The 23,899-nt window shown below is 63.3% G+C and carries 26 protein-coding genes; 9 read left to right on the plus strand and 17 right to left on the minus strand.

Translation table 11 applies throughout. From position 1 onward, the window contains the following. Positions 1–57: 57 nt before the first annotated feature. Entirely contained in the window at positions 58–948 is an 891-nt protein-coding gene (locus ACU5AZ_RS05055) for a LysR family transcriptional regulator (RefSeq protein ID WP_446824938.1), read from the minus strand. Between the two features lie 171 nt (positions 949–1,119). On the opposite strand from ACU5AZ_RS05055, the gene ACU5AZ_RS05060 reads away from it, so the two are divergent. Continuing rightward, complete coding sequence (locus tag ACU5AZ_RS05060) at positions 1,120–2,016, plus strand: DMT family transporter (RefSeq protein ID WP_446824939.1); 897 nt, start codon at positions 1,120–1,122, stop codon at positions 2,014–2,016. Positions 2,017–2,085: 69 nt separating this feature from the next. Here ACU5AZ_RS05060 and ACU5AZ_RS05065 read toward each other — a convergent pair whose 3' ends face one another. Beyond that, positions 2,086–2,478 carry a hypothetical protein gene (locus ACU5AZ_RS05065; RefSeq protein ID WP_446824940.1) on the minus strand — a complete coding sequence of 131 codons (393 nt, stop codon included), beginning with the start codon at positions 2,476–2,478 and terminating at the stop codon, positions 2,086–2,088. A gap of 216 nt (positions 2,479–2,694) precedes the next feature. Between ACU5AZ_RS05065 and ACU5AZ_RS05070 the strand changes: the two genes are divergently transcribed. The 3 genes from ACU5AZ_RS05070 to ACU5AZ_RS05080 all read left to right on the plus strand — a co-directional run bounded on the left by ACU5AZ_RS05070 (position 2,695) and on the right by ACU5AZ_RS05080 (position 5,224). After that, positions 2,695–4,266: a helicase HerA-like C-terminal domain-containing protein gene (locus ACU5AZ_RS05070; protein ID WP_446825921.1), complete on the plus strand. Its 1,572-nt coding sequence runs from the start codon at positions 2,695–2,697 to the stop codon at positions 4,264–4,266. 92 nt (positions 4,267–4,358) lie between these two features. Further along, on the plus strand, positions 4,359–4,583 hold the full coding sequence (locus ACU5AZ_RS05075) for a DUF2188 domain-containing protein (RefSeq protein ID WP_446824941.1): 225 nt from the start codon (positions 4,359–4,361) through the stop codon (positions 4,581–4,583). Positions 4,584–4,588: 5 nt separating this feature from the next. Continuing rightward, the gene (locus ACU5AZ_RS05080) at positions 4,589–5,224 is read left to right on the plus strand and encodes a hypothetical protein (RefSeq protein ID WP_446824942.1); all 636 of its coding nucleotides are present in this window, start codon (positions 4,589–4,591) and stop codon (positions 5,222–5,224) included. A gap of 91 nt (positions 5,225–5,315) precedes the next feature. Here the strand turns inward: ACU5AZ_RS05080 and ACU5AZ_RS05085 are convergent, their stop codons facing one another. Continuing rightward, positions 5,316–6,560, minus strand: a complete 1,245-nt coding sequence (locus tag ACU5AZ_RS05085) for an argininosuccinate synthase (protein WP_446825922.1) — start codon at positions 6,558–6,560, stop codon at positions 5,316–5,318. A gap of 108 nt (positions 6,561–6,668) precedes the next feature. Between ACU5AZ_RS05085 and ACU5AZ_RS05090 the strand changes: the two genes are divergently transcribed. After that, positions 6,669–7,136 carry an Lrp/AsnC family transcriptional regulator gene (locus ACU5AZ_RS05090; RefSeq protein ID WP_446824943.1) on the plus strand — a complete coding sequence of 156 codons (468 nt, stop codon included), beginning with the start codon at positions 6,669–6,671 and terminating at the stop codon, positions 7,134–7,136. A 125-nt stretch (positions 7,137–7,261) separates the two neighbouring features. Here the strand turns inward: ACU5AZ_RS05090 and ACU5AZ_RS05095 are convergent, their stop codons facing one another. Then, positions 7,262–8,050: a VOC family protein gene (locus tag ACU5AZ_RS05095; protein ID WP_446824944.1), complete on the minus strand. Its 789-nt coding sequence runs from the start codon at positions 8,048–8,050 to the stop codon at positions 7,262–7,264. A 189-nt stretch (positions 8,051–8,239) separates the two neighbouring features. Between ACU5AZ_RS05095 and ACU5AZ_RS05100 the strand changes: the two genes are divergently transcribed. Beyond that, positions 8,240–8,686, plus strand: coding sequence for a MarR family winged helix-turn-helix transcriptional regulator (locus ACU5AZ_RS05100; protein ID WP_446824945.1), 447 nt, complete (start codon positions 8,240–8,242; stop codon positions 8,684–8,686). A gap of 15 nt (positions 8,687–8,701) precedes the next feature. On the opposite strand, the gene ACU5AZ_RS05105 is transcribed toward ACU5AZ_RS05100, so the two are convergent. After that, complete coding sequence (locus tag ACU5AZ_RS05105) at positions 8,702–9,127, minus strand: organic hydroperoxide resistance protein (RefSeq protein ID WP_446824946.1); 426 nt, start codon at positions 9,125–9,127, stop codon at positions 8,702–8,704. A gap of 129 nt (positions 9,128–9,256) precedes the next feature. On the opposite strand from ACU5AZ_RS05105, the gene ACU5AZ_RS05110 reads away from it, so the two are divergent. Beyond that, entirely contained in the window at positions 9,257–9,724 is a 468-nt protein-coding gene (locus ACU5AZ_RS05110) for a MarR family winged helix-turn-helix transcriptional regulator (RefSeq protein WP_446824947.1), read from the plus strand. On the opposite strand, the gene ACU5AZ_RS05115 is transcribed toward ACU5AZ_RS05110, so the two are convergent. The 4 genes from ACU5AZ_RS05115 to ACU5AZ_RS05130 form a co-directional block, all read right to left on the minus strand. Further along, a complete protein-coding gene (locus tag ACU5AZ_RS05115) occupies positions 9,657–10,070 on the minus strand; it encodes a hypothetical protein (RefSeq protein ID WP_446824948.1) in 414 nt (137 codons plus the stop codon). The genes ACU5AZ_RS05110 and ACU5AZ_RS05115 overlap by 68 nt on opposite strands. 92 nt (positions 10,071–10,162) lie before the next feature. Continuing rightward, positions 10,163–10,918 carry a GGDEF domain-containing protein gene (locus tag ACU5AZ_RS05120; RefSeq protein WP_446824949.1) on the minus strand — a complete coding sequence of 252 codons (756 nt, stop codon included), beginning with the start codon at positions 10,916–10,918 and terminating at the stop codon, positions 10,163–10,165. A gap of 164 nt (positions 10,919–11,082) precedes the next feature. Further along, positions 11,083–11,274 (minus strand): hypothetical protein, encoded by a 192-nt coding sequence (locus ACU5AZ_RS05125; RefSeq protein WP_446824950.1) that lies wholly within the window; start codon positions 11,272–11,274, stop codon positions 11,083–11,085. A 286-nt stretch (positions 11,275–11,560) separates the two neighbouring features. Then, entirely contained in the window at positions 11,561–13,912 is a 2,352-nt protein-coding gene (locus ACU5AZ_RS05130; RefSeq protein ID WP_446824951.1) for a putative bifunctional diguanylate cyclase/phosphodiesterase, read from the minus strand. A gap of 536 nt (positions 13,913–14,448) precedes the next feature. Between ACU5AZ_RS05130 and ACU5AZ_RS05135 the strand changes: the two genes are divergently transcribed. Next, positions 14,449–15,819, plus strand: coding sequence for a TIGR03808 family TAT-translocated repetitive protein (locus tag ACU5AZ_RS05135; protein ID WP_446824952.1), 1,371 nt, complete (start codon positions 14,449–14,451; stop codon positions 15,817–15,819). A 113-nt stretch (positions 15,820–15,932) separates the two neighbouring features. Then, the gene (locus ACU5AZ_RS05140; protein ID WP_446824953.1) at positions 15,933–16,598 is read left to right on the plus strand and encodes a glutathione S-transferase family protein; all 666 of its coding nucleotides are present in this window, start codon (positions 15,933–15,935) and stop codon (positions 16,596–16,598) included. Positions 16,599–16,614: 16 nt separating this feature from the next. Here ACU5AZ_RS05140 and ACU5AZ_RS05145 read toward each other — a convergent pair whose 3' ends face one another. The 8 genes from ACU5AZ_RS05145 to ACU5AZ_RS05180 all read right to left on the minus strand — a co-directional run bounded on the left by ACU5AZ_RS05145 (position 16,615) and on the right by ACU5AZ_RS05180 (position 23,622). Then, positions 16,615–17,391: a hypothetical protein gene (locus ACU5AZ_RS05145; RefSeq protein ID WP_446824954.1), complete on the minus strand. Its 777-nt coding sequence runs from the start codon at positions 17,389–17,391 to the stop codon at positions 16,615–16,617. A 306-nt stretch (positions 17,392–17,697) separates the two neighbouring features. Beyond that, positions 17,698–18,705, minus strand: a complete 1,008-nt coding sequence (locus ACU5AZ_RS05150; protein ID WP_446824955.1) for an asparaginase — start codon at positions 18,703–18,705, stop codon at positions 17,698–17,700. A gap of 89 nt (positions 18,706–18,794) precedes the next feature. Continuing rightward, positions 18,795–19,271: a DUF2127 domain-containing protein gene (locus tag ACU5AZ_RS05155; protein WP_446824956.1), complete on the minus strand. Its 477-nt coding sequence runs from the start codon at positions 19,269–19,271 to the stop codon at positions 18,795–18,797. 40 nt (positions 19,272–19,311) lie between these two features. Then, on the minus strand, positions 19,312–19,806 hold the full coding sequence (locus ACU5AZ_RS05160; protein ID WP_446824957.1) for an RES family NAD+ phosphorylase: 495 nt from the start codon (positions 19,804–19,806) through the stop codon (positions 19,312–19,314). Next, a complete protein-coding gene (parS, locus tag ACU5AZ_RS05165) occupies positions 19,803–20,300 on the minus strand; it encodes a type II RES/Xre toxin-antitoxin system antitoxin (RefSeq protein WP_446824958.1) in 498 nt (165 codons plus the stop codon). Before parS ends, ACU5AZ_RS05160 begins: the two co-directional genes overlap by 4 nt. A gap of 76 nt (positions 20,301–20,376) precedes the next feature. Continuing rightward, positions 20,377–21,357, minus strand: a complete 981-nt coding sequence (locus ACU5AZ_RS05170; protein ID WP_446825923.1) for an NAD(P)H-quinone oxidoreductase — start codon at positions 21,355–21,357, stop codon at positions 20,377–20,379. A gap of 105 nt (positions 21,358–21,462) precedes the next feature. Then, positions 21,463–23,256, minus strand: coding sequence for a bifunctional diguanylate cyclase/phosphodiesterase (locus tag ACU5AZ_RS05175; RefSeq protein WP_446824959.1), 1,794 nt, complete (start codon positions 23,254–23,256; stop codon positions 21,463–21,465). A gap of 108 nt (positions 23,257–23,364) precedes the next feature. Further along, positions 23,365–23,622 (minus strand): ribbon-helix-helix domain-containing protein, encoded by a 258-nt coding sequence (locus ACU5AZ_RS05180; RefSeq protein ID WP_446824960.1) that lies wholly within the window; start codon positions 23,620–23,622, stop codon positions 23,365–23,367. Between the last annotated feature and the right edge of the window lie 277 nt (positions 23,623–23,899).

Consider the following 23,899-nt stretch of genomic DNA (forward strand, 5'->3'; position numbering starts at 1 on the left):
TGTTGCGGCGGGAGGCCGGGCACCGGCCAAAGACGTGGGTAAGGAAAAGCGCGGCGCTTATCCCGCCAGGACGAGGCCGCCGTAGCGGCTGATTTCGGTCTCGATTTCGGCGACGAGGGAATCGAGCGCCGGGTTCCGTCCCTTGCGGGCGCGGCGGATCACGTAGGTGAGCGAGGGCGGCTGCGGCAGGCGGTCCGTGATGACCTGCATGTCCGGGCGCAGATGGCGATCGCTGAGGAGCCCCACGCCCAGGCCCGAATTGACCGCCGAGACGATGCCCGCCGCGCTGGAGCATTCGAAGACGGTTTCGAGCGCGACGCCGCCATCCTGGCCGATATCGAGCGCCCATTGCCGATAGAAGCAATCGTTGTCGAAGGAGAGGAACGGGATGGGATCGGCCTCAGGCAGAGCGAGTTCGGGATGCTTGACCCAATGAAGGCCCTCGCGCATGAGCACGATGTCGGTCGGTCGGACTTCGTGGGCGAAGACCTGGATGATGGCGGCGTCCAGTTCGCCGCGCTCCAGCATGGCCCTCAAAACGAGACTCATGCGGACCTTGGTGCGGACCGCCACATGCGGATGCAGACGCCGGAAGCGCCCCAGGATGCGGGCGATGTCGGTGCAGGCCGTGTCCTCGGTGAAGCCGAGCGCGATGCGGCCGGCAAGCGCGGTCTTCGACAGGCTCAGCAGCGCTTCGTCATGCAGCACGAGAATGCGGGAGGCATAGGTCAGCAGGTCCTCGCCGGCGGCGGTGAAGACCGGGGCGCCGGGTTTACGGTTCATGAGATCGCAGTCGAGGCTGGTCTCCAGCCGCTTGATCTTGTGGCTGACGGCGGATTGCGACAGGCCGAGGGCATCGGCCGCGCGGGTGATGCCGCCATGCTGGCGGATCGCCCACAAGGCGCGCAGTGCATCGATTTCCAGTCGCCGGCCGTTCAGTTCACTCACGCCATGTCCATCCGTCTTGTGTTCCGCATCATCTATGCGGCCGGCGGCTGCCGCTGGCAAGTCTTCATTCATATCCGGAATGGCGTGTCATGTAATGATCGACATTTGTCATGTGCGCAGACCGTGCCTGTCGCTTATGGCTCGCCTTCATACACATTATCCGAGAGCCACATGACCGATCAGTCCGTGACCACCCCTTCCCCGGTTCTTCCGCCGCTCGTCTGGCCGCTGACGGCGGCGCTGCTGGTGGTCACCTGGAGCTCCGGTTTCGTCGGCACGCGCTATGCCAGCGACCAGGCGAGCGTGATGCTGGTCTTGTTCTGGCGCACGCTCCTGTCGGGGCTGATCCTGCTGCCGTTCGCGCTGACGATCGGGCCGCGGATGCGGGCGCGGGCGGTGCTGGAGCAGATGCTCTACGGCGTGATGATCGTGTTTCTGTACCTCGGCGGCTTCGCGCTGGCGATCGAACAGCGGGTGCCGACCGGGCTCGTGGCGCTGATCTCGGATCTCGTGCCGCTGGCGATCGCCGCGCTGGCACAGCCGCTTCTCGGCGAGAGGCTGAGCCCGCGGCAATGGCTGGGCACCGCGATCGCGATCGCCGGCGTGCTCATGGTGTCGTTCGACAGCCTCGCCTTCGGCGCGGCGCCGATCTGGGCCTACGGGCTCACCGTCGGTTCCATGCTCATCTTCGCGCTCGCCTCCGTGTTGCAGAAGCGCCGGCGCACCATCCATATGCCGGTCCACCAGTGCATCTCAATCCAGATGCTGACCGGTGCCGCGCTGTTTGGCATCGCCGCCGCGATGCAGGGCAGCCTGGCGCCGCCCATGACCCGCGACTTCGCGATCGGCATGGCCTGGCTGGTGCTGATCGCCACCTTCGCGTCCTACTCGATCTACTATACCAGCCTGCGCCTTTTCCCCGTCGCCAAGGTGACCGCGGTCATCTATCTCAGCCCAGCCGTCACCATGCTGTGGGCATGGGCGCTGTTTTCCGAACCGCTGACGGCGACGATGTTCGTCGGCCTGGCGATCACCTTTGTCGGCGTCTGGCTGACCTCGAACGGCTGAACCAAACGGAAAAGAAAAAGGCCGGAGATCGCTCCCCGGCCCTTCCCGATATCTTGCGTTCGAGCGCCCTCAGACGAACTGGCTGAGGCCCGGTACGGAGGCGACAACTTCGTCGACGACTTCCTCGCCGGCATATTCCTTGGCCATGGCGATCGTTTCCCTGGCGAGCGAGGTGATCTGGCCCATGCCGAGGCCTTCGCTCATCAGCTGCTGGCCGAGCGCCATGACGCCGCCGCCACCGATCGCGCCCATCAGCCCGCCGAGCAGACCGCCGCCGCCCTTGGATTCGCCATTGTGCTGGGCAACCAGTTCGGCGCCGCCGGGGATCGCCTCGATCATGCGGGCGACCGCGCCGTCATCGGCCTCGCGCTGCAGGAAGCCGAGCATCATGCCGAGCGCGGTTTCGGCCAGTTCCTTGTCGATGCCGACCTTATCGGCGATCTGGGTGACGATGTCGTTCATGCTGCCTCCTCGAAGCGTTTATTGACGTTAACGTTCACGTAAAACATCCGCTCGTATCGCGCAAGCGGATTTGCGGGCTGTCCGCCGCAGCATGCCCTTTTCCCACCCGCTCCCGCAAGGCCGTTGCCGCTTTCGGCGTCGATACTTATAAGGGAGTGATGATGGTTCGATGACGCACCGCGCCAATGGCCGGCAGCGCAAGGGAGAAGACGCATGATGCTGAAGGACGGGATGATCTATGTCGGAACCAGCCGCAACCCGGATGACAGCATCAACAAGGGCGAATATCTCGACCTGAAATACGGCAACCGGCACGGGCTGGTGACCGGGGCGACCGGCACCGGCAAGACGGTGAGCCTGCAGATCCTGGCGGAAGGCTTTTCGAACGCCGGCGTGCCGGTGTTCTGCGCCGACATCAAGGGCGACCTTTCCGGCATCGCCGCCATGGGCCAGCCGAAGGACTTTCTCTTAAAGCGGGCCGAGCAGATCGGCCTCGAACCCTACGACTTCCAGGAATTTCCGGTGATCTTCTGGGACCTGTTCGGCGAGAAGGGCCACCGGGTGCGCACCACGATCGCCGAGATGGGCCCGCTGCTGCTCGCCCGGCTAATGGACGCCTCCGAAGCGCAGGAAGGCGTCTTGAACATCGCCTTCAAGATCGCCGATGAGGGCGGGCTGCCGCTTCTTGATCTCAAAGACCTGCAATCGCTGTTGAACTACATGGCCGAGAAGGCCTCCGAGCTTTCCAAGCAGTTCGGCCTGATCTCCGCCTCCTCCGTCGCCTCGCTGCAGCGCGGGCTTCTGGTGCTCGAACAGCAGGGTGCCGAAGAATTCTTCGGCGAGCCGGCGCTGAAGATCACCGACATCATGCGGGTGACCAATGACGGGCGCGGCGCGGTCTCGGTGCTCGCGGCCGACAAGCTGATGATGAACCCCAGGCTTTACGCGACCTTCCTCCTGTGGCTGCTCTCCGAACTGTTCGAGGAACTGCCCGAGGTGGGCGATCCGGACAAGCCGAAGCTCGTCTTCTTCTTCGACGAGGCGCATCTCCTCTTCAACGACGCGCCGAAGGTGCTGATCGAGCGCGTGGAACAGGTCGTCCGCCTGATCCGCTCCAAGGGGGTCGGCGTCTTCTTCGTCACGCAGAACCCGCTCGACGTGCCGGAAACCGTGCTCGCCCAGCTCGGCAACCGCGTGCAGCATGCGCTGCGCGCCTATACGCCGCGCGAGCAGAAGGCGGTCAGGACGGCGGCCGACACCTTCCGCCCCAACCCGGCCTTCGACTGCGCCACCGCGATTACCACGCTCGGCACCGGCGAGGCGCTGGTCTCGATGCTGGAGACGAAGGGCGCGCCGTCGATCGTCGAACGCACGCTGATCCGCCCGCCGGCCGGACGCCTCGGCCCGTTGACGGATGCAGAACGCGCGCAGGTGATGGCCGTCAGCCCGGTCGCCGGCGTCTACGACAAGGACATCGACCGCGAATCCGCCTTCGAGATCCTCGCCGCCCGCGCCCAGAAGGCCGCCGAACAGGCCGCCGCCCAGAGACAAGCCGAGGAACAGGCCGACCAGGCCGAGGCGAGCGCTTCCAAACGCTGGACCCTGCCCGGCTTCGGCGACGAAGACGCCAGCTCCACCACCAGCTCCAGCCGCAAGACCACCACGACGCGCCGCAGCTACCAGCGCGAAACGGTGATCGAGGCGGCGATGAAGAGTGCCGCAAGGTCTGTGGCCTCATCAGTCGGCCGGGCGATCGTCAGGGGGATCTTGGGGAGTTTGAAGCGGTAGGGGAGAAGTCGCAAGCATCACTCTCACTAGCGAGTTGCAGCGATATCACCTATATTCTTGCTACGCATAAACGCTCAAGCGGAGAGTTAGTCATGTCAAAAAAGGGCCAACACGTCGTCCCCAATGGCGGAAAGTGGAGTGTGCGAGCGGCCGGCGCGCAGCGTGCCAGCAAGACATTCGACACACAGCAAGAGGCAATTGAAAGTGCAAGGAGAAGAGCTCAAAAGCAAGGCTCGGAACTCTATGTACACGGCAAGGATGGAAGGATACGCGAGCGTAGCTCCTACGGTCGCGACCCGTATCCACCAAAGGGATAATGAATGTGGCATTTGAGTTTGAGACATCGGTCTTCGTCAACTGCCCGTTCGACAACACTTATGCCCCACTGCTTGAAGCGGCGTTGTTTTGCATTGTTTATTTCGGTTTCGAGCCACGGTTAGCCAACGAGCGTTTAGAAGCTGGAGAAAATCGCCTCGAAAAAATCGTCGGCATGGTCCGCGGCTCCAAGTACTCAATTCATGATCTATCGCGATGCACGGCTCAAGCCATCGGCGAATTCTTCAGAATGAACATGCCATTTGAATATGGCGTCGACGTAGGTCTGCGAATAAGCGGTGTGGGCAATCTTGACCAGAAGAAATTCCTCATTTTTGAGCGAAATGCATACGATCTGAAACGGGCCCTTTCAGATATTTCCGGGCAAGACGTCGCCAATCACGGCGACAGCTACGAGCTGGTTATAAAGCATGTCAGGGACTTTTTCCGCGTCGAGGCCAATATCGCGGTGCCAGGGCCAGCAAGGCTGGAGGCAGATTACGCAACATTCCTCGGCTGGATGACCGAAAAGAAGATTGCAGAGGGGCACTCTGAAGCGCAAGCGCTTAATCTTCCTACTCGTGAGCGACTTGATGAGATGAAGAACTGGATTGCCGATGGCAAGCCAGTCCGCTTCGTGTAATTCATCCATAATTGGCGCGAATACTGAGGGCTTGCCATATCGGACAACCCAAGATCTTTCGACATGAATTGCTGCCACCGGATCCTCTCGCCTAATTATTGTCTTCGAAAATCCTCCGAGCCGACCAACTCTTCAACCTCAAGCCATTCAACTTGATGAAACCTTCCGCGTCGTGGTGGTCGTATTGCACAGCTCCTTCCTCGAAGGTCACGAGGTCGGCGGAATAGAGCGAGCATGGCGAATTGCGGGCAACGACGGTTGCGCTTCCCTTGTAAAGCATCATGGTGACGTCGCCGCTGACGAAGGACTGGCTGCGGTCGATCAGCGCCTGCAGCATTTCGCGCTCCGGCGCATACCAGAAGCCGTTGTAGATCAGCTCCGCATAGCGGGGCATGATCTCGTCCTTGAGATGGGCCGCTGCCTTATCCAGAGTGATCGACTCGATGCCGCGATGGGCGGCGAGCAGGATGGTGCCTCCGGGCGTCTCGTAGACCCCGCGCGACTTGATGCCCAGGAAGCGGTTCTCGACCATGTCGACCCGACCTATCCCGTGCTTGCCGCCGAGCCTATTCAATTCCGACAGCAGGGACGCCGGGCTCATGGCCTTCCCGTCAAGCGAGACCGCGTCGCCATTTTCAAAGCCGACAACGACCATTTCCGGCACGTCCGGCGCGGCCAACGGGGAAACCGTGCGCTGGTAGATATAGTCCGGAGCGATTTTGGCGGGGTCTTCCAGCACTTTCCCCTCGGTCGAGGTGTGCAGCAGATTGGCATCGACCGAGAATGGCGCATCGCCGCGCTTGTCAGTCGGGATAGGTATGCCGTTACGCTCCGCATACGCGATTAGCTGCTGGCGCGACTGAAGTGTCCATTCGCGCCAGGGGGCAATGACGGCGAGTGACGGATCGAGCGCATTGACCGCGAGTTCGAGGCGAACCTGGTCATTGCCCTTGCCCGTGGCACCGTGGCAGATCGCATCAGCGCCCACCTCCTGAGCAATCGCGACCAGGTGTTTGGCGATCAAGGGCCGCGCGATCGCGGTGCCGAGCAGATACTGCCCCTCGTAGACGGTGTTGGCCCGCATCATCGGGTAGACGAAGTCACGAACGAATTCCTCGCGGACATCGACGATGCGGACATCGTTCACACCCAGCTGCGACGCCTTGCGCCCCGCCGCCTCAAGGTCTTCATCCTGCCTCAGATCGGCCGTGAACGTCACGACCTCACAGCCATAGGTCTCCTGCAACCATTTGAGGACGATCGATGTGTCCAGTCCGCCGGAGTAGGACAGCACTACCTTTTTGATTTCTTTGTTCATCGCTACGCTCCATGTCAAAGCTGGCGCAACGATAGACCAGCCTGCGCGGCCAGGAATTGCGAAGTTTCTTCTCTTGAAGGCATTATTGGCATAACGTGCCAATGAGCTACATAACTGAGACGTGACATGCCAAGATCTCTAGACGCCATTGATAGACGCATTCTTCGCGTCCTGCAGCGCAACGCGCGCATTTCGAATGTCGACCTCGCCAAGGAGGTGGGGCTGTCCCCGTCACCGTGCCTGCGCCGGGTCAAGCTGCTGGAGGAAGCCGGCGTGATATCGCGCTACGTCGCCGTGCTGGATCCGGAGAAGGTCGGCGCCGCACTGACGGTTTTCGTGCGGGTCTGGTTCAAGACCCAGGATGCGCAGGTCACGCTGCAGTTTGCCGAGGCGATGGACCGGTTGCCGGAGGTGATGGAGTGCTATTTGACGACAGGCGAATGCGACGCGGTGCTTCGTGTCGTCACCGCCGATCTTCACAGCTACTGGCGCTTCCAGGCCGATCACCTGACGCGCATCCCGAGCGTGCTGAACGTCAAGACGGACGTGCCGATGGAAACGCTGAAGCGGAGCTTTGAACTGCCGCTGATGTAATCAGTCACAGCAAAGCGGTGCCAAGAAGCTGAATGCAGAGCTTGGGAAAATACAGAGACGAGGCGACGAAGTTGGCCACCTCGTCTCTGACGGGCAATACTCACGTTATGCTGCGCCGCTTCCCCTCAGCGCTTCGGCGCCACCAGCGCGAACGTCGCGCCTTGCGGATCGAGGCACTGGATGATCCACGAATCGCCGGGCACTTCCATCGGGCCGTTCACGACCTTGCCGCCGGCGGCTTCGACCCGCCCTGCGGCCGCATCGATCGCATCGGTGCAGATGTAGTAGTTCCAGAAGGGAACGGGCATGTCCGGCATCTTGGTCATGATGCCGCCGAGATCCGCGCCTTCGTACTGGAACAGCTGGTAGGTGCCCATCGGGCCCATATCCATGCCCTGCCCCTTCTTCCAGCGGAACATCTTCGCATAGAAGTCGAAGGCTTGCCCGCCGTCGCCGGCGTAGAGCTCGTGCCAGCCGAAGGTGCCGGGTGTGGGCGGCTTCGGCATCTCCGGCACCGGGCCGTCCGGCATCTGCGGCTTGAAGAGATAGATGACCGCGCCATGCGGATCGGCGACGACGGCGAAGCGGCCGATGCCGGGAATGTCGGTTGCCGGCATGTGCACCCGGCCGCCGGCCTCCCAGAAGTCGTTTGCCTTGACATCGACGTCGTCGACGCAGACATAGCCGACCCAGGCGGGGCGGACACCGCCGGACGCCATATCCGGCGTGATCGCCATCATGCCGGCGGTTCCCGCCTCGTGGCCGGGCACGTGGAAAATTGTGTAATCCATGCCGCCGGCGGTCGTATTGTCCGCCTTCTTCGCCTTCCAGCCGACCACCTTTTCATAAAAAGCGGCCGCGGCCGCCGTGTCCGAGGTCATCAGCTCGTACCAGATAAATCCGCCTTCCTTCATGACCGTCTCCTTCCGGCGTTTGATCGGTTTTCATGGCCGCCCAAGGGCTTGTTCGGGGACCGTTTCCCTGAAAGGGTAATGGGATCGCGCAGGAGCGCATTCCGGACCTCGCGCAACGCGCCGGAATGATGCATAGTGCATGCGATATGTTTCACTTGACTTTTGAGTTGATATCAACATAATATGACAATGTCAAACAAGCAACCCGTTCCCTATTCCACCACCATCCATGTCCGCGACCATTGTCTGTGCCTGCATGCGCAGCGCGCCGCGCGGGCGCTGGCCCGGCGCTTCGACAATGCGCTGAAGCCCTATGGCGTGACGAACGGGCAGTTTTCGCTGATGATGTCGCTCAACCGGCCGGAGCCGCCGACGCTCGGTTCCGTCGCCAACCTGCTGGCCATGGACCGCACCACGCTGACGGCGGCACTCAAACCCCTTGAAAAGCGGGGGTGGATCACCAGCAAGGCCGACCCGAAGGATCGCCGCTCACGCCTCTTGGCGCTGACGGAGGACGGCGCCTCCGTGCTTGCCGACGCGCTGTGGGTGTGGAAGTCGGTTCACCAGGAACTGGAAAAGGAAAGGCCGCAGCTGGATTTCGACCGGCTGCGGCATGATCTCGCGGAATTGTCCTGAGATTTATCTGAAACCTCAGCCGGCAAGCGTGGCGCTGACTTCGGTCGAAGTGCGCATGGCGTGGCTGTAGGGGCAGATGATGTGCGCGTCGGCCAACAGCTTTTCGGCCAGTTCGCGCTCCATGCCCGGAAGGCTCGCCTCGATCGACACTTCAATGCCGAAGCCGGTGCCGTCGTCGCGCGGGCCGATGCCGACCTTGGCCGTCACGGTCGTATCCGCCGGCAGCTTGACCTTGGCGTTGCGGGCGGCAGCACCCAGCGCGCCGGTAAAGCAGGCGGAATAGCCGGCGGCAAACAACTGCTCCGGATTGGTGCCGCGCGCGCCGTCACCGCCGAGTTCCTTCGGCACGGTCAGCGTCACGTCGAGAACGCCGTCATCCGACTTCGCATTGCCGGCACGACCGCCGACGGCGGTGGCCTGGGTCCGGTAGAGAATTGCCATATCGAGACTCCTTTAATTGGTGCAAAATTAAATTGGACACAATTCAATTTACCGCGTTGCATTCGAGAGTCAAGCCTGAAACAATGGAAACATGAGAGATCGGCACAGCGAGCCGGCCAGGACAAGACGATGAGCAAAAACCTATTCACATTGGAAAACCAGCTGTGCTTCGCGATCTATTCGGCGAGCCACGCCTTTACCCGCGCCTACAAGCCGGTGCTCGAACCGCTGGGGCTGACCTATCCGCAGTATCTCGTGATGCTGGCGCTATGGGAAAAAGCCCCCCTCACCGTCAAGGCGATCGGCGAGGCGCTGATGCTCGATTCCGGCACGCTGTCACCGCTCCTGAAGCGGCTGGAACAGGTCGGGCTGATCACCCGACGGCGTGACAGCCGCGACGAACGGCAGGTGGTGATCACGCTGACCGACCAAGGCAAGGCGCGGGAGGCAGAGACGCGGAAAGCGGTTCAGCCGGTCATGGAGGCGGTGGGCTGCGCGCTCGACAGCCCGCCGGAGATCCGCGACGCGCTCAACACACTACGTCGCAGCCTGATGCTTCTTCCGCAGACTTGTAGACCGGCTGATCGCCCGGAATGACCGGCAACGTGGAATAGGGAGCGCCAGCGCCGGCCGGCTGGTAGACCTGCCCGCCATTGCCCGCATAGGTCTCCTTCGCGAGCAGCTTGCGGCCGCGATACTCGTCGTCCCAGATCACCTGGTCGAGACCGAAGGTGGAAGCGACCGAATCGACGACGGCGTCGGCGACATGTTTCTTCTGCTTCGGCGTCTGCTCGTAATAGACCGGCCAGGTCTCGGCGACGAAGCGGTCGGGGTCCGTCGCGCCGGTATCGGGCAGGACATAGCATCCCTGCAGCCCGTTGCAGATCGCAAGGACCGCGCCGATGCGCAGCCCATGACGCCGAAAAGAAAGATTGCAAAGCATAATCGCCCACTGTCACCAGATATGATCCAGCGGCACTCTTCCATGTTGCGCTGGCGCGAAACTGACTTGGGTGGACGCGGCGGACACCGGCGTCAGGCGGCCGCCCGGCTCTTGATGGAGAGGCGCTTCGCAACGACTCGATTGCGTCCATCTTCCTTGGCCGCATAAAGGCAGAGATCCGCCTGATGGTAGAGGTCGCGGAAGCCGCCGGCATTGTCGGCGCAGGCAACGCCGATGCTGACGTTCAGCGGATAGGTTACGCCGCCGACCTCGAACTTGGAGGTGGCCACCGCCAGACGGATGTTTTCCGCAGCAAGCGTGGCGACGGACGGCACCGTGTCATGCATGAAGACCGCAAACTCCTCGCCTCCGAGGCGACCGAACAGGGCGCCCTGGGGAAGGCTTGCGGCAACAGCGCTGGTCACGGTCTGCAGCGCCCGGTCGCCGACCTCGTGCCCGAAGGTATCGTTGACGCGCTTGAAGTGATCGACGTCGACGACCATCATCGCATCGATGCGGTCTTGCTTCTCACCCTTGACCGGCCGGCGCAGCGTCTCATCCACCTGGCACGCGAAGGCGCGGCGGTTCAACGTGCCTGTCAGCCCGTCGGTCATGGCCAGGACCTCAAGCGCCCGGCGCGCCACGCGCAACTGGGCGATCTTCCAGGAGGCCAGCAGGAAATTCGGGAAGGCGATCACGAGCGGCACAAACATATGGTCGAGCACGGCCCATAAGCGTCGGCCTGCCGGAACCTCGATCAACACGTCCACGTCAAACAGCAACGTCAGCACTATGCACACGAAAGTGCCGACGGCAGACGCTGCGGCGACCTGTATCCAGTCCGCCATTTGCAATTTGAAACTGTACAACTCGACAATCCCCTCTTTGCGGAGAGGTTAGGCGAAATTGATAAATATTAGGTTGCGCAAGACGGCTTAGAGATGGCCGTCTTGCTTGGTATGCGCGATGTTTGGCCACCCGCTTCCGCTGTCGTGTCAGACAGCGGCGAGGCTCACCGTGATACGGTCGCAGATATCCGCCGCGTGACCAGCCAGGTGGCGGGCAAGGCGATGACGGCACCCGCGACCGCTGCGGCGACGATCGAGCGCGCATCCATCATCGACATCGACAGGACCGCGACGACGGCGGCGCCGGCGAGCGCGGAGGCGATCAGCACATAGAGAATTGCAGCAAGACGGAACATGTAAAGCCCTCCAGTCCATCGTTGATGGCGGAAGGCTAGGCGTTGGCGTGGTCCCGGCATTGATCCAGGACAAAAAAATATCGTTTTCTATATATCTTTGTCGCTCATTTGCCGGCCAGGACCCGCTCGAAGCGGCGATCGGGAATGAGCCATGTCGCGGCCACGCCGACGAAGATGGCGATCACGCCATCCGAAAACGCTTCCAGCCTGCCTTTCGTCATTGCCAGCCCCCTGCACAGCCTGATCATGCCAAGCTGCGATGAAGCGGCATTTCTGGCAAGAGCGCTCAGAAGCGGCGCTGGCGATGGAGATCGGCGATGTCGTCCGGCGAGACCGGCCGCGAGATCAGGTAGCCCTGGATCTGGTCACAGCCCGCAGACCGCAGGAAGGCGGATTGCGCGATGGTCTCGACGCCTTCGGCGATGACCTTGAGGTTGAGCTTCTGCGCCATAGAGATGACCGCCGAGCAGATCGCCGCGTCGCTCTCGTCGCCCGGAAGGCCGGCGACGAAGGACTGGTCGATCTTCAGGCGCGAGACGGGAAAGCGCTTGAGCGCGCTGAGGCTGGAATAGCCGGTGCCGAAATCATCGATGGCGATGCGCACGCCGAGCGCGTCCAGCTCCTCCATGGTGGCGACCGCGTGCGGCAGGTCTTGCATGATCAGGCTTTCCGTCACCTCCACCTCAAGGCTTGCGGGGCTCAGCCGGTTGGCGGCGAGCGCATCGCGCACCACGTCGATGAAGCCCTGCTCCCGAAACTGACGTGCGGCGACGTTCACCGAAACCGGGACTTGCGGCAGGCCCGCATCCTGCCAGAGCCGGTTCTGGCGACAGGCTTCCGCCAAGACCCAGCTGCCAAGCTGGGAGATCAGGCCGGATTCCTCGGCAACCGGAATGAAGATCGCCGGCGGGATCAGGCCGCGCCGGGGATGCTGCCAGCGCACCAGCGCCTCCAGGCCGACGATGCGGCCAGAGGAAAGCTCGATCTGCGGCTGGTAGACCAGCCGCAGCTGGTCGTTCTCGATGCCGATGCGCAGTTCCTCGTGCAGCGCCAGCCGCTCGCGCACATTGGTTTCCATGTCGGCATTGTAGCGCTGGCAATTGTCGCGCCCGAAGGCCTTGGCGCGGTACATGGCGGCGTCGGCCTGGGCCAGCAGCGCCTCCATGTCGCCGGCCGTGCCGGGAAACCCGGAAGCACCGACGCTGCAGGTAATGGAAAAGTCGGTGCCCGCCGCCAGGATCGGATCGGCGAGCTTGCGGTGTATCGCGAGAAGGCTTTCCCAGGCGCTCGTGCAGGTGGGATCGCGATCCCGCATGACGACCAGGAACTCGTCGCCGCCCATGCGGTAGGCCGCTTCGAGGCACGGCAGGGACTGGCCCAGCCTCGCAGCGACGCTGCGCAGCGCCTCATCGCCGGCAGCATGCCCCAGGCTGTCATTGACCATCTTGAAATTGTCGACGTCGATATAGGCGACCATCACGCCCTCGCCGGCGATGCGGGCCGCATCGATGGTCTCCTGCAGGTTCTTCTGCAGCGTCGCGCGGTTCGGCAGGCCGGTCAGCGTGTCGTGCAGCGCCATGAAGCGGATGCGGTCCTCGGCATATTTGCGGTCGAGTGCGATGCCGGCAATATCGGTTGCGAACTGGATGAGCGACTTGGCGTAATCATCCGGCGCCCCGGCTTGCAGCGAATAGAGGCCGAACGTGCCGAGCACGCGGCCGTCATGCGAGAAGATCGGCGTCGACCAACAGGATCGCAAGCCGAACGGCCGGGCCAGCTCGCAATAGTCCGCCCAGAGCGGGTTCGTGAAGATGTCCTCGACGATCACCGGCTTGCCGGTCCAGGCGGCCGTTCCGCAGGAGCCGACGGACGGGCCGATCTTGACGCCGTCGATCAGGTCGCTCCAGGCGACAGGCAGCGTCGGCGCGGCGCATTTGCGCAGATGCGTTCCGGTTTCATCGAGAAGCAGAAGCGAGGACATCACCCCGTCGAGCAGCCCCTCGATCAGGCGCAGGAGCTCATCCAGAATGGTTTCGACCGGCTTGCTGAGGGTGATCATTTCCATCAGCGCCGACTGGCCCTTGAGCAGGTCTTCGGCGAGCTTGCGGGCGGTGATGTCGTGACCGCAGCAGATGACGCCGATCACCTCCCCGGTTTCCGACCAGACCGGCACCTTGCTGGTCAGCACCCATTTCACCTTGCCATGAGCATCGATGATCCGTTCGGTCCGGCCGATTTCCGACTTGCCGCTCGCCATGATCTGTTGTTCGCGGGCGAAGAACTGTTCGGCCATCGCCTTGTCGTGGATATCGAAATCGGTCTTGCCGGCGATCTCCTCGGCCGTCGCAAAGGGCGTGTCGGCCAGCATCGCGGCATTGGCGACGACGTAGCGGCTCTGACGGTCCTTGGCCCAGAGATAGTCGGGCGTCACCTCGAAAATCTCTTCCAGCCAGGCCTCGCGCGGCAGCGCCGAGATCTGCTGGTTTCCGATCACCATGGCGTGGCTGTTGAGGGCGCGGCCTGCCGAAAGCAGGCGGTCGGTCATCACATCGGCAAGCCGGTCGGGGCCGGTTCTGCCCGTCGCGCTCCATTTCGAAAATTGCGGCGACTTGTTCTTCATGATCGACCAGTGAAACATTTCCTCAACCGGGATTTATAGAGCCACAGCATTAACCGGGGGTTGCGAATGGCGACCATGGAGGCCGAGACTGCCGGCAGGCGCGCCGGAAATCGGATCGTGGTTAAGGAGTCGCAAAGCTGTGCGCAAAAAGAAACCGGCGCCCGCGTGAACCGCGAAAGCGCCGGGAGAAAGGACGCAATGACCGGTAGCCGACAATATCGCCGAGCAGGAAGCCCCATTCCTGTCGGCAGCATCACTGGCGCTGTCATTCATCGCCGTCGCCACAACAGCTCGAATGACACCTTAGTTTCCAGCAGGCCAATGCCTTTTCGAGAGGCGCCGGCCGCTCCCAGGAAATGCGCCGGACATCGACTGAAGAAGTCGTCGTCATTGCGTCCCGGTCATTGCGGATTTCAATCTAGCGGCTCCGGGACGGCGCTCGTTGATATAGATCAACCCCGCCTGCGAAAGTCGTCCGACCCCGCAATTTGTCCCATTTCGGGACATGTCCGTCTGGCACGCTTTGTGCTGCCATGATGGCAAGGAGTGACGGGATGTTTCAAAGACGCACGTTGATGGCGGGACTTGCCGCCGCAGCCGCAGCCGGACTTTCGAGCCGCGCCAGCGCCCAGGCACCGGGCGTCGCGGACACGGTGCTGCGCGGGCCGATCGGCAAGGCGTCGGCCGGCTACCTGCCGGCCGCGGCCGATCGCAAGAGCAGGACGTTCAGCGATCTCCTGAAAGAGGCGACGCGCAACCGTGCGCCCGTGTTCCTGCCGCCGGGCGACTATGCGATCTCGAACATCGAACTGCCGGACGGCGTGCACATCACCGGCGTCGCCGGCCAGACGCGCATTCTCTATGACGGCGACGGCTATCTGTTCGCCGCCAACGAGGTCCAGCGAGTCAGTTTCTCCAATCTCGTCATCGACGGCGGGCAGCGGTGGCTCGCCGACTATGCCCCGGCGCTGGTCCACGCCCGCGCGGTGAGCGAGGTCACCTTCGACAATTGCGAGATCCGCGGCTCTTCAAAGCACGCCCTGCAGCTGGAGCGCTGCGGCGGGCATGTCCGCGACTGCCGGATCGCCGGCGCCGGCGATGCCGGCGTCTACGCGGTCGAGTGCACCGGCATGGCGATCGCCGACAACATCGTCGAGGATTGCGGCAATGGCGGCATCCTCGTCCACCGCTGGACGAAAGGTCCGGACGCCAGCATGGTCTCCGGCAACCGCGTGCGGAGGATCAGCGCCAAGGCCGGAGGCACGGGCGAGAACGGCAACGGCATCAATGTCTTCCGCGCCGACAATGTGCTGATCTCCGCAAACCACGTCTCCGACTGCGCCTTTTCCGCGATCCGCTCGAACGCCGGCTCGGACGTGCAGATCGTCAACAACCAGTGCCTGAACTCCGGCGAGACGGCGATCTATTCGGAATTCGGCTTCGAGGGGGCGGTGGTTTCCGGCAACCTGGTCGACGGAGCCGCCAACGGCATTTCCATCGTCAACTTCGACAATGGCGGCAGGCTTGCCGTCGTCACCGGCAACATCGTCCGCAACCTGTCGGCGACCGGGCCTTACGAGCAGGACGGCGGCTTCGGCTACGGGATTGCGGCCGAGGCCGACACCGTCATTTCCAACAACGTCGTCGAGAATGCGCCGCACTGGGGCATATCGCTGGGCTGGGGGCCCTATCTGCGCAATCTCGTCGCCACCGGCAACATGGTCCGCAGTACGCCGGTCGGCTGCGCTGTCAGCGTCGTCGAAGGCGCTGGCAGCGCACTTATTTCCGACAACCTGTTCCAGGATGTCGCGGAGGGCGGAGTGCTCGGCTTCCGCTGGCTGGAAAAGGCGACCGGCGAGCTCGCCGAGGACGCCGGCGGTTACGACCATCTGACGGTCGGACGGAACCGGGTCGTCAAGGGCTGATCCATCAGACGGCGTGATGGGTGCCTGCCGAAAAGTCATCGGCCGGCCGCTTCCCGCACGCCGCCTGCCCGGTTAGTGTCGCTGCAACCAACAGGAGCCTTACGGAGCCCGGCATGCTGACGATCTACGGCGTCTATCACTCGCGCGCATCGCGCAATTACTGGATGGCGGAGGAACTCGGCCTCGAACACCGCTCGGTCCCCGTCGTGCAGGCGCGGCTGCTTTCCGATCCGCAAGCCGCCGATGCACCGATCAACACACGCTCGCCGGACTTCCTCGCCGTCAATCCCGCGGGCCAGATCCCGGCGGTGGAGGACGACGGGCTGGTGCTGACGGAATCGCTGGCGATCAACCTCTACCTCGCCCGCCGCCATGGCGTGCCGCTTGCCAGCGCCGATGCAAGCGAGGACGGCATGATCGCGCAGTGGACGTTGTTTGCCGCCACCCAGATCGAGCCGCAGAGCGTGAGGATCGTGCTGACCTACGACAACGAGGCGGAAGGGACGGAGGACGGACGACGGACGATCCGCGAGGCGGTCCTGCTGCTCGCCAAGCCGTTCGAAATCCTGGAAAAGCGCTTGAGTGAGAGCCCCTATCTCGCTGCCGACCGGTTCACCGTCGCCGACCTCAACATGGCGGAGGTGCTGCGTTATGCGCAAACGCAGACGGCGCTGTTCGACAGCCACCCGAAGGTAAAGGACTGGCTGGCGCGCTGCCAGTCACGACCGGCCTTCAAGGCGATGATGATGAAGCGCGAGGCGGAAGTCCTGCCGGTGTAACGGCCGCGGCCCCTCTTCAGCGGGCCGGGCGCAATGGCACGGGATATCGCCGGCGTCTCGGCTTCTCTGCCGGCGGAGGCGCCAGCGACGTGACCGCCGGGCGTATCCTGAGGATGACGAGGAGCGCCAGGACGCCGAAATAGACGATGAACATCGACAGCGCAGGACTGGAGACGAGCCCGCCCATACCGGCGAGTGATGTGCCGAAGCCTTGCAGATAATCAACCGCCGAAACGGCTAGGCCTGGGCCGGGCAGTCGGTGGAGAAGCGCCGGCAGCTCTTCCATTCCGGCAAACGCCACAACACAGGACCAAGCGGCGGCAAGGCCGGCGAGCCAGTTGGCCACCCGCCAGGGCGGGCTTGACGATTCCTTGAAGGACTCGATCGGGAACGCGAGGAAGATGAGCAGGGCCGCGAGGAACAGGACCTGCTGCGGCGTGGTTTCGATGAGCACGTCCGGGCGCGGCGCGCCGCTCCACAGCGAGGCCAGCATCATGAGCTTGCCGGCGGATGCGGCAAGCCAGATGCCGATCGCGGCGATCCAGGCGGGCGCCAGGCGCAGGTAGAGGATGCGCGCGGCGCTGCAGCCGAAGACGACGAGCGCCGTCATCGTCAGGCCAAAGGGCTTCAGGAAGCCGTTGAAGAAGGCGGACTGGCCGGCACAGCCCTCGGGCGTCGCGGAACATTCGGTCAGCGCCGCGAAGAACCAGACGACATAGGGATAGAACACCGCGAAGAACAGGAACGCGGTGACCGCCATCAACATCCACCAGACATAGCGTCCTGCAAACACCGGCGGGTCTCCCTCTCCCCGGGGCCGAACACAGCGGCCGCGGCGCCTTCGTGCCACATTGATGCAACGCGGCCGGCCACGAGGGCCGAACCCTGCTGCATGACGAAAGGAAGACTAGCATCTCCGCCAAATGCCCGCAGGAAAGCCTGTGCGGCTGGTTGACGGATCGCGACGACGGGGCCCAAGCGCGGCGGCGGATCGGGAAAGCCGTGCCGAAACGGGACAATCCGCTACCGGAAGGTGAACCGGCAGGCGGGAATGCAGCCGGCCGCGATCAGCGGCCGGTCACTGACGATCAGACGGCGATCAACTGGCGAGCGGTTCTGCGATGCGGACGTCGCCGACATGGATGCCGTTCCAGTTATGCATGGCGTGATTGGCGAGGCCGAGAAGGGCCGCCTTCTCGGTGCTGCCTTCGTCGAAGAAGCGGGCGAGCGTGCCGGCCACCATGGCGTTTGCCGCACGCTCGGCGCCGTCCTCGCATTTCAGCGCGATGGCGATCCCCTTTTCCGGAATGACGGCGCAATAGACGCCTTCGGCGCCGACCTTGGCGAAGACCTTGCCGGGCACGGCCTCCATCAACCGCGTGCAGAAGCGGTTGGTGCCGGCAACATAGAAAGGCTCGGCCATGGCGGCGTTCAACAGGCGCGTGGCGGCTTTCGCCCGCACGGGTTCCAGCCTCGTGCCGGTCGCCATCTTCGCGAAGCCGTGGGCGAGGTTTTTGAGCGGAATGGCATAGGTCGGGATCGAGCAGCCGTCGGTGCCGCAGATATCGGCGTCATGGACGGCGCCGGTGAGGTTTTCCATGATGCCGCGCAGCTCGCCCTGGAACGGGTGCTCATAGCCGACATAGCCTTTCAGCCGCGTGCCGGAATGGGCGCAGGCGCACAGGAAACCGGAATGCTTGCCCGAGCAGTTGTTGTGGAGCGCGGTCGGGACCGCCATTTCGCGCGCCTGCTCGATGGCGACCGGCTGGTAGAAGGACCAGTGGGCGCCGCATTCGAGATCGTCTTCGGAAAGGCCCGCGCGGGCCAGCATCGAAGCCGCCAGCGAGACATGCGCCGCCTCGCCCGAATGCGACGCGCCGGAAAAGGCGAGCTCCTTGTCGCCGAAGCCATAGGCATCCGCCGCGCCGCTTTCGACGAGCGGCAGCGCCTGCATCGCCTTGCAGGCCGAGCGCGGGAAGACGGCGCTGTCGATATCGCCCTTCGACCACACGACCGCGCCATCACCATCGACAACGGCGATCATGCCGCGATGACGGCTTTCGACGCGATTTCCGCGGGTGACTTCGACGAGGACCGGATTTTCCATGACCATTTCCTTCGGGCCGTTCTGACGGGGCGTTTTGGCCGCGTACATAGAGGATCGGCGGCGGCTTGGGAAGGGTGCCCCCCTCCCCTTCACCGAACCGGCAGATGGCGGCGCATGAGGCGGTATTCGTGCCAGATGAGTGCGATGACGACGATGTCGAAGACAGTGAGCACGATCAGGAAGAGGCTGTGGGTGTAGGAAAAGCGGTAGAGCTGGTAGGCGATGAAGAGACCCATGACGACAAGCGAGGCCGGATAGGCCCAGAGCTTTTCCTTCAAGAGCCCGGCGACGAGCAGCAGCTTCACCAGGCCGTGGCTTAAAAGATAGAAGGCGTAGAAGGTCTTGGTGCCGACGGAAAAGCCCTGGGCCCAGGCAAGCAGATGGGTGGCGACGAAATCATGCGGATCCTCGAGCAGCTCGCTCTGGGTCATCCATTTGACCAGCCCGAGGATGGAGCCGGTGCTGACAAAGGCGAGCGTCAGCCCGCCAATGCATTCGACAGCCGCATGCAGGCCCTTGAGGATGACGCTCACCTCGAAGAGGCGGTGGATGGTGCTTTCGTTCATGCTGCGGCGCGGCTCCCGACCGCAAATGGCACGCGCGGCCTCATGCCGGACCCGGACCGCCGCGCAGCCGCGGATCGTAGTCCCAGCGGCGGAGCTTGGTGGCGGTGAGCCGGCCGATGTCCGGATGCTGCGGATTGACGAGAATGTTGGTTTCCTCCGGCGCGATGATGGAGGGCACGACGAGGCAGAGGGTCTTGCGTCCGGCAAGCCAGCGGGTGCCGTAGGCAATGCTCGCCCGGCCGGGCGGCCGCGCATCCCATCCGACGGGCGCCGTGGTGGCATCGAGGACCTCGGCGGCGGCGAAGACATCATCGGGAATGTCGATGCGCACCAGATAGCGGTTCAGCGGCAGCCCGGCGGAGCCGAGATGCACCAGCGTTTCGAGCGCGGCGAGCGCGATAGAGCTTGAACAGTAGAGAACGGCGGAACCCTTCTCGTTCCAGCGGCCACCGGTGGCCTGAGCCCCGGCGCCGGACAGGTCGTCGGCCTCGTAGTCCGGCGTATCGGTGGCGATACGCCAAACGCCTGCCGTCATGCGTAGGCCCCGCTCTGCATCTGGGCGATCAGGCCGGAGACCATCGCCTGCCCCTCGACGGTATCGAGGAAATCGAGCGGCCTTGCCCCGGCAAGCGCCGGTGCGGGCTGCTGCAGCCATTCGGAGAGCCACTGCGCCGAATCGAAGCCTTCGATCTCGCCCGACTGGCGGACGATTTCCTCCACCTGCCCGATCATCTTGGCGATGCCGACAACGCGCTCGCTGTCTTCCGGCGAAAGGTTGTCCTTGCGGCCCACCTTGCGATTGAGGGTAGCCGGGGAAATCTTCAGGCTGTCGAGCAGCAGGCCCTGCGGCATGTTCAGCCGTTCCTGAAGCGCCTTGACGTCACGCGCGGGCACGCCGGCCCGGATCAGACCGACACGCATCCAGGCGGGCGAATGGAAGAGGTCGAGGTGATCGGAGATCGAGATGATCTCGTCCGGCTCGCTGTTGCCAGCCGGGTGTTTCGCCGTTGCCAGTGCCGGTTCGCTCATGTTCAGCCACCCGAATTAAACTCAATTGATCCTTAATATAGCTCATTTGAGCAGCAATACAAGGAACCGGTATGGCTCACATCTCCAGCATGATCTTGCCGATGTGGCGGCTGGATTCCATCAGGCGGTGGGCCTTGACGACGTCGGCGAAGGGCATGGTGGAGTGGACCACGGGGGCGACCTTGCCCTCGTCGAGCAGCGGCCAGACCTTCATCAACAGCTGGTCGCGGATCTCGCGCTTTTCGTCTGCGGTGCGCGGGCGCATGGTCGAGCCGGTGACCGTCAGCCGCTTGAGCATGATCGAAGTCAGGTCGACCTTCTCGGCAACCGCGCCGCCGAGGAAGGCAATGATGACGAGGCGGCCGTCGCGGGCGAGCGAGCCGATGTTGCGCTGGAAATAGGAGGCCCCGATCATGTCGAGGATGACGTCGACGCCGGCCTTGCCGGTCTCCTGGCGGATGACGGCGGCAAAGTCCTCCTCACGGTAGTTGATGGCGCGCTTCGCGCCGAGCTCGACGCAGGCATCGCACTTCTCCTTCGAGCCGGCGGTCGTATAGACCTCGGCGCCGAAAGCGCTGGCGAGTTGGATCGCCACCGTGCCGATGCCGCTCGACCCGCCATGGATCAGCACCTTCTCACCTGCCTTCAGCCCGCCCATCATGAACAGGTTGGCATATACGGTGAAGAAGGTTTCCGGGATCGCGGCGGCGCGCAGTGCATCGTAGCCCTTGGGAAACGGCAGCGCCTGACCGGCGGGCACGGCGCAATACTCGGCATAGCCGCCGCCATTGGCCAGCGCACAGACCGGATCGCCGATGGAAAAGCCGTCGACATCCGGGGCGATGGCGGCGACCGTGCCGGCGACCTCGAGGCCGAGGATGGGGCTTGCATCCTTCGGCGGCGGATAGGTGCCTTGGCGCTGGGCGACATCCGGACGATTGACGCCGGCCGCCTCAACCTTGACAAGGATCTCGCCGGACTTCAGCTCCGGCAACGGGCCGTCGGCAAGGTGCATGACTTCCGGCGCGCCGGGCGCGGCAAGCGCCACGTAGCGCATCTTTTCGGGCAATGACACGGATAACTCCCCCTTTCAGGCTGCGACTCATACGTCCTGAAAGAGACTATAGGGCGCTGACCGCCGATTTCACCCGTCAATCGTCGATCAAATCTCGCGGAAAACCAATCCGGCATCGCTCTCCTTGGCCTCGCCCTTGATGTCGGCGATCGCGGCGCTGATACGGCCGATGTCCTCGATGACAAGGCCGCAAGGGAGTTCGATGACGGCGATCGAGCAGCGCAGAAGCGGGAAAAACTGGCTTTCGCCGCTGCGCCCATGGCCGAAGATGCCGCCGGCGGCGCGGTCGGCTTCGGAATAGAGCTCGGCCGCGTCGCTGCGGAAATCCTGCTGCAGGCGGGCGAGCACCGCGGCGATTTCCGCCCGGTTGCGGCTCGACGACCCGATGAAGAAGTCGTCGCCGCCGATATGGCCGAGGAAATCGCCCTGCGAGAAGAAATAGCGGTGCATGAGGCGGGCAAAGAGCGCGATCGCGTGGTCGCCGGCCTGGAAGCCGTAGTGATCGTTGAACGGCTTGAAGGTGTCGAAGTCGCAATAGCAGAAGAAGCGGTTCTCATCTCCGTCACGTGCGCTCATCTGCATGAAGTCGCGGATCGAGCGGTTGCCGGGAAGCCCCGTCAGCGGGTTCTGGTCCTGGGCAATGCGGACCTGCTTCTCGTTGATGATCTTGATCAGCGAAGCGGCGGAGATGACGCCGGCATAGCGCATGTTCTCGGTGAGGATGATGCAATCGGCGCCTTCCACATTGGCAAAGGTCGCCATCAGGCTTTCGGCATTGCTGTCGAGGCCGACGACCGGCACGCGGTCGACGAAATTGGCGATGGTGCGCTCGTAGAGACGGTTCTTCAGAAGGTCGCGGCCGAAGGGCTGGTAGATGTATTCCTTCAGGTGATGCTCGTGGATGACGCCGCGCGGCTCGTCATTGGCGTTCAAGACCGGGAAGAATGCCTGCTTGGGGTTCTGGCGGAAATGGGTGAATACCTCCTCGATGCCGTCGTTCTCATGGACGACCGGCAGGACTTCCACCTGCTTGCGGATGAGGATCTCGTCGAGCGACTGCAGCGATGGCTTGGGACGGCCGACCTCCTGCAGATGTGGGAAGGACTGGCGCAGTTCGGCAATCGCGGTCGTCGGCCTGGCGATGTACCAGCCCTGCACGAGGTCGGCGCCGTATTCGCGGCAGGCCAGGAACTCGGCCTCGGTCTCGACGCCCTCGGCGATCACCCGGACGCCCAGGACATGCGCCATGTTGACCAGGTGCTTGAAGAGATGGCGCTTGCGGCCGCTGCGGTCGATGCCGGAAACGAAGTGGCGGTCGATCTTCATATAGTCGACCGGATAGTCGCAGAGGAGCTTGGTCTCGCCATGGCCGACGCCGAAGTCGTCGATCGCCAGCTTGAAGCCGGCCTTGCGGGCCTTTTCGAAGAAGCCGCCGAATTCCGGGACGCGGGTGTTGTCGAAGCGCTCGGAGAGCTCGAAGCAGATGGAGGATGGGGGAATGGCGTTCTTGGCGAGATGGCGCACGAGACGCTCGATGATCTCCTCGCCCTGAGGGATGAGGCGGACGTCGACATTGAGGAACAGTGTCGTCGAGGCAAAATCCGGGAGGGTGGCGAACTTGGCGAGCGAACGGCTGGCCAGCATCTGTTCGACCGCGACCAGATGGCCGGTGGTCGCGGCATGGTCGAGGAAATCGAGCGGGCTGGTGAATCCGATGCGGTCGAAGCCGCGCAGCAGGGATTCATAGCCGAAGACGGCGCCGGTGCCCGCTTCGACGATCGGCTGGAAGGCCGTTTCGACGACCAGTTTCGCGAGTGACACAAGCTGGTCGTCGGCAAAACGGCGCACGACTTCCGCGCCAACGGTCGCTAAAGCGGTCATGAAAATCTCTCCCGGTATGCAATACATTAAATACCGGAACAGCCTGACGAAAAGCCGTCAACAAACCCTTATTTTTCAATGACAGTTCAATGAAGGTTTTGTGACGTCTCAGGCGCGCGAGCGATTGCGGTGCGCGTCGAATAGCTCGGCGATGCATACGCGCCCGGCATAGGCCTTGTCGCCCAGCGTGATGGTGGGGGACTTGTCGTCCGGTGCAGTCGCCGATCCGTCAGCCTTGCGGGTCTCGGACCAGAGATGCAACGCCTCGCGGACGACCTGGCTGCCGGAGGCATACCCTCCGTTTTCGACGGCTGCGCGGATCTGCGCGGCCTGCTGCGGCGATACCGAAACTGCGATCATGGGCATGGCTTGTCTCCGATCCCGATCTGACGGATGCAAATGCGCGTCAGCGCAGTTTCATCCTTAAGGGTCCGGGCTTCATGCCTTTCGGCGGCCCGGGACATCGTCCGGGGATGGCATTGCGGGCTTATCTCGTCTGCGGAACCTTCCGCTGCGAGCGCCGTCCCATCACGGACAGGGTTTTGACACATCCTCTACAAACGCCACAGTCATTATGGTCCCAATTGGAGGTACTGTCAAAATACCTCGGTGTCGCAGCGCCGAAGCCACAAAAGCGGCCAGT

This window comes from Rhizobium sp. PAMB 3182, from assembly GCF_052908355.1.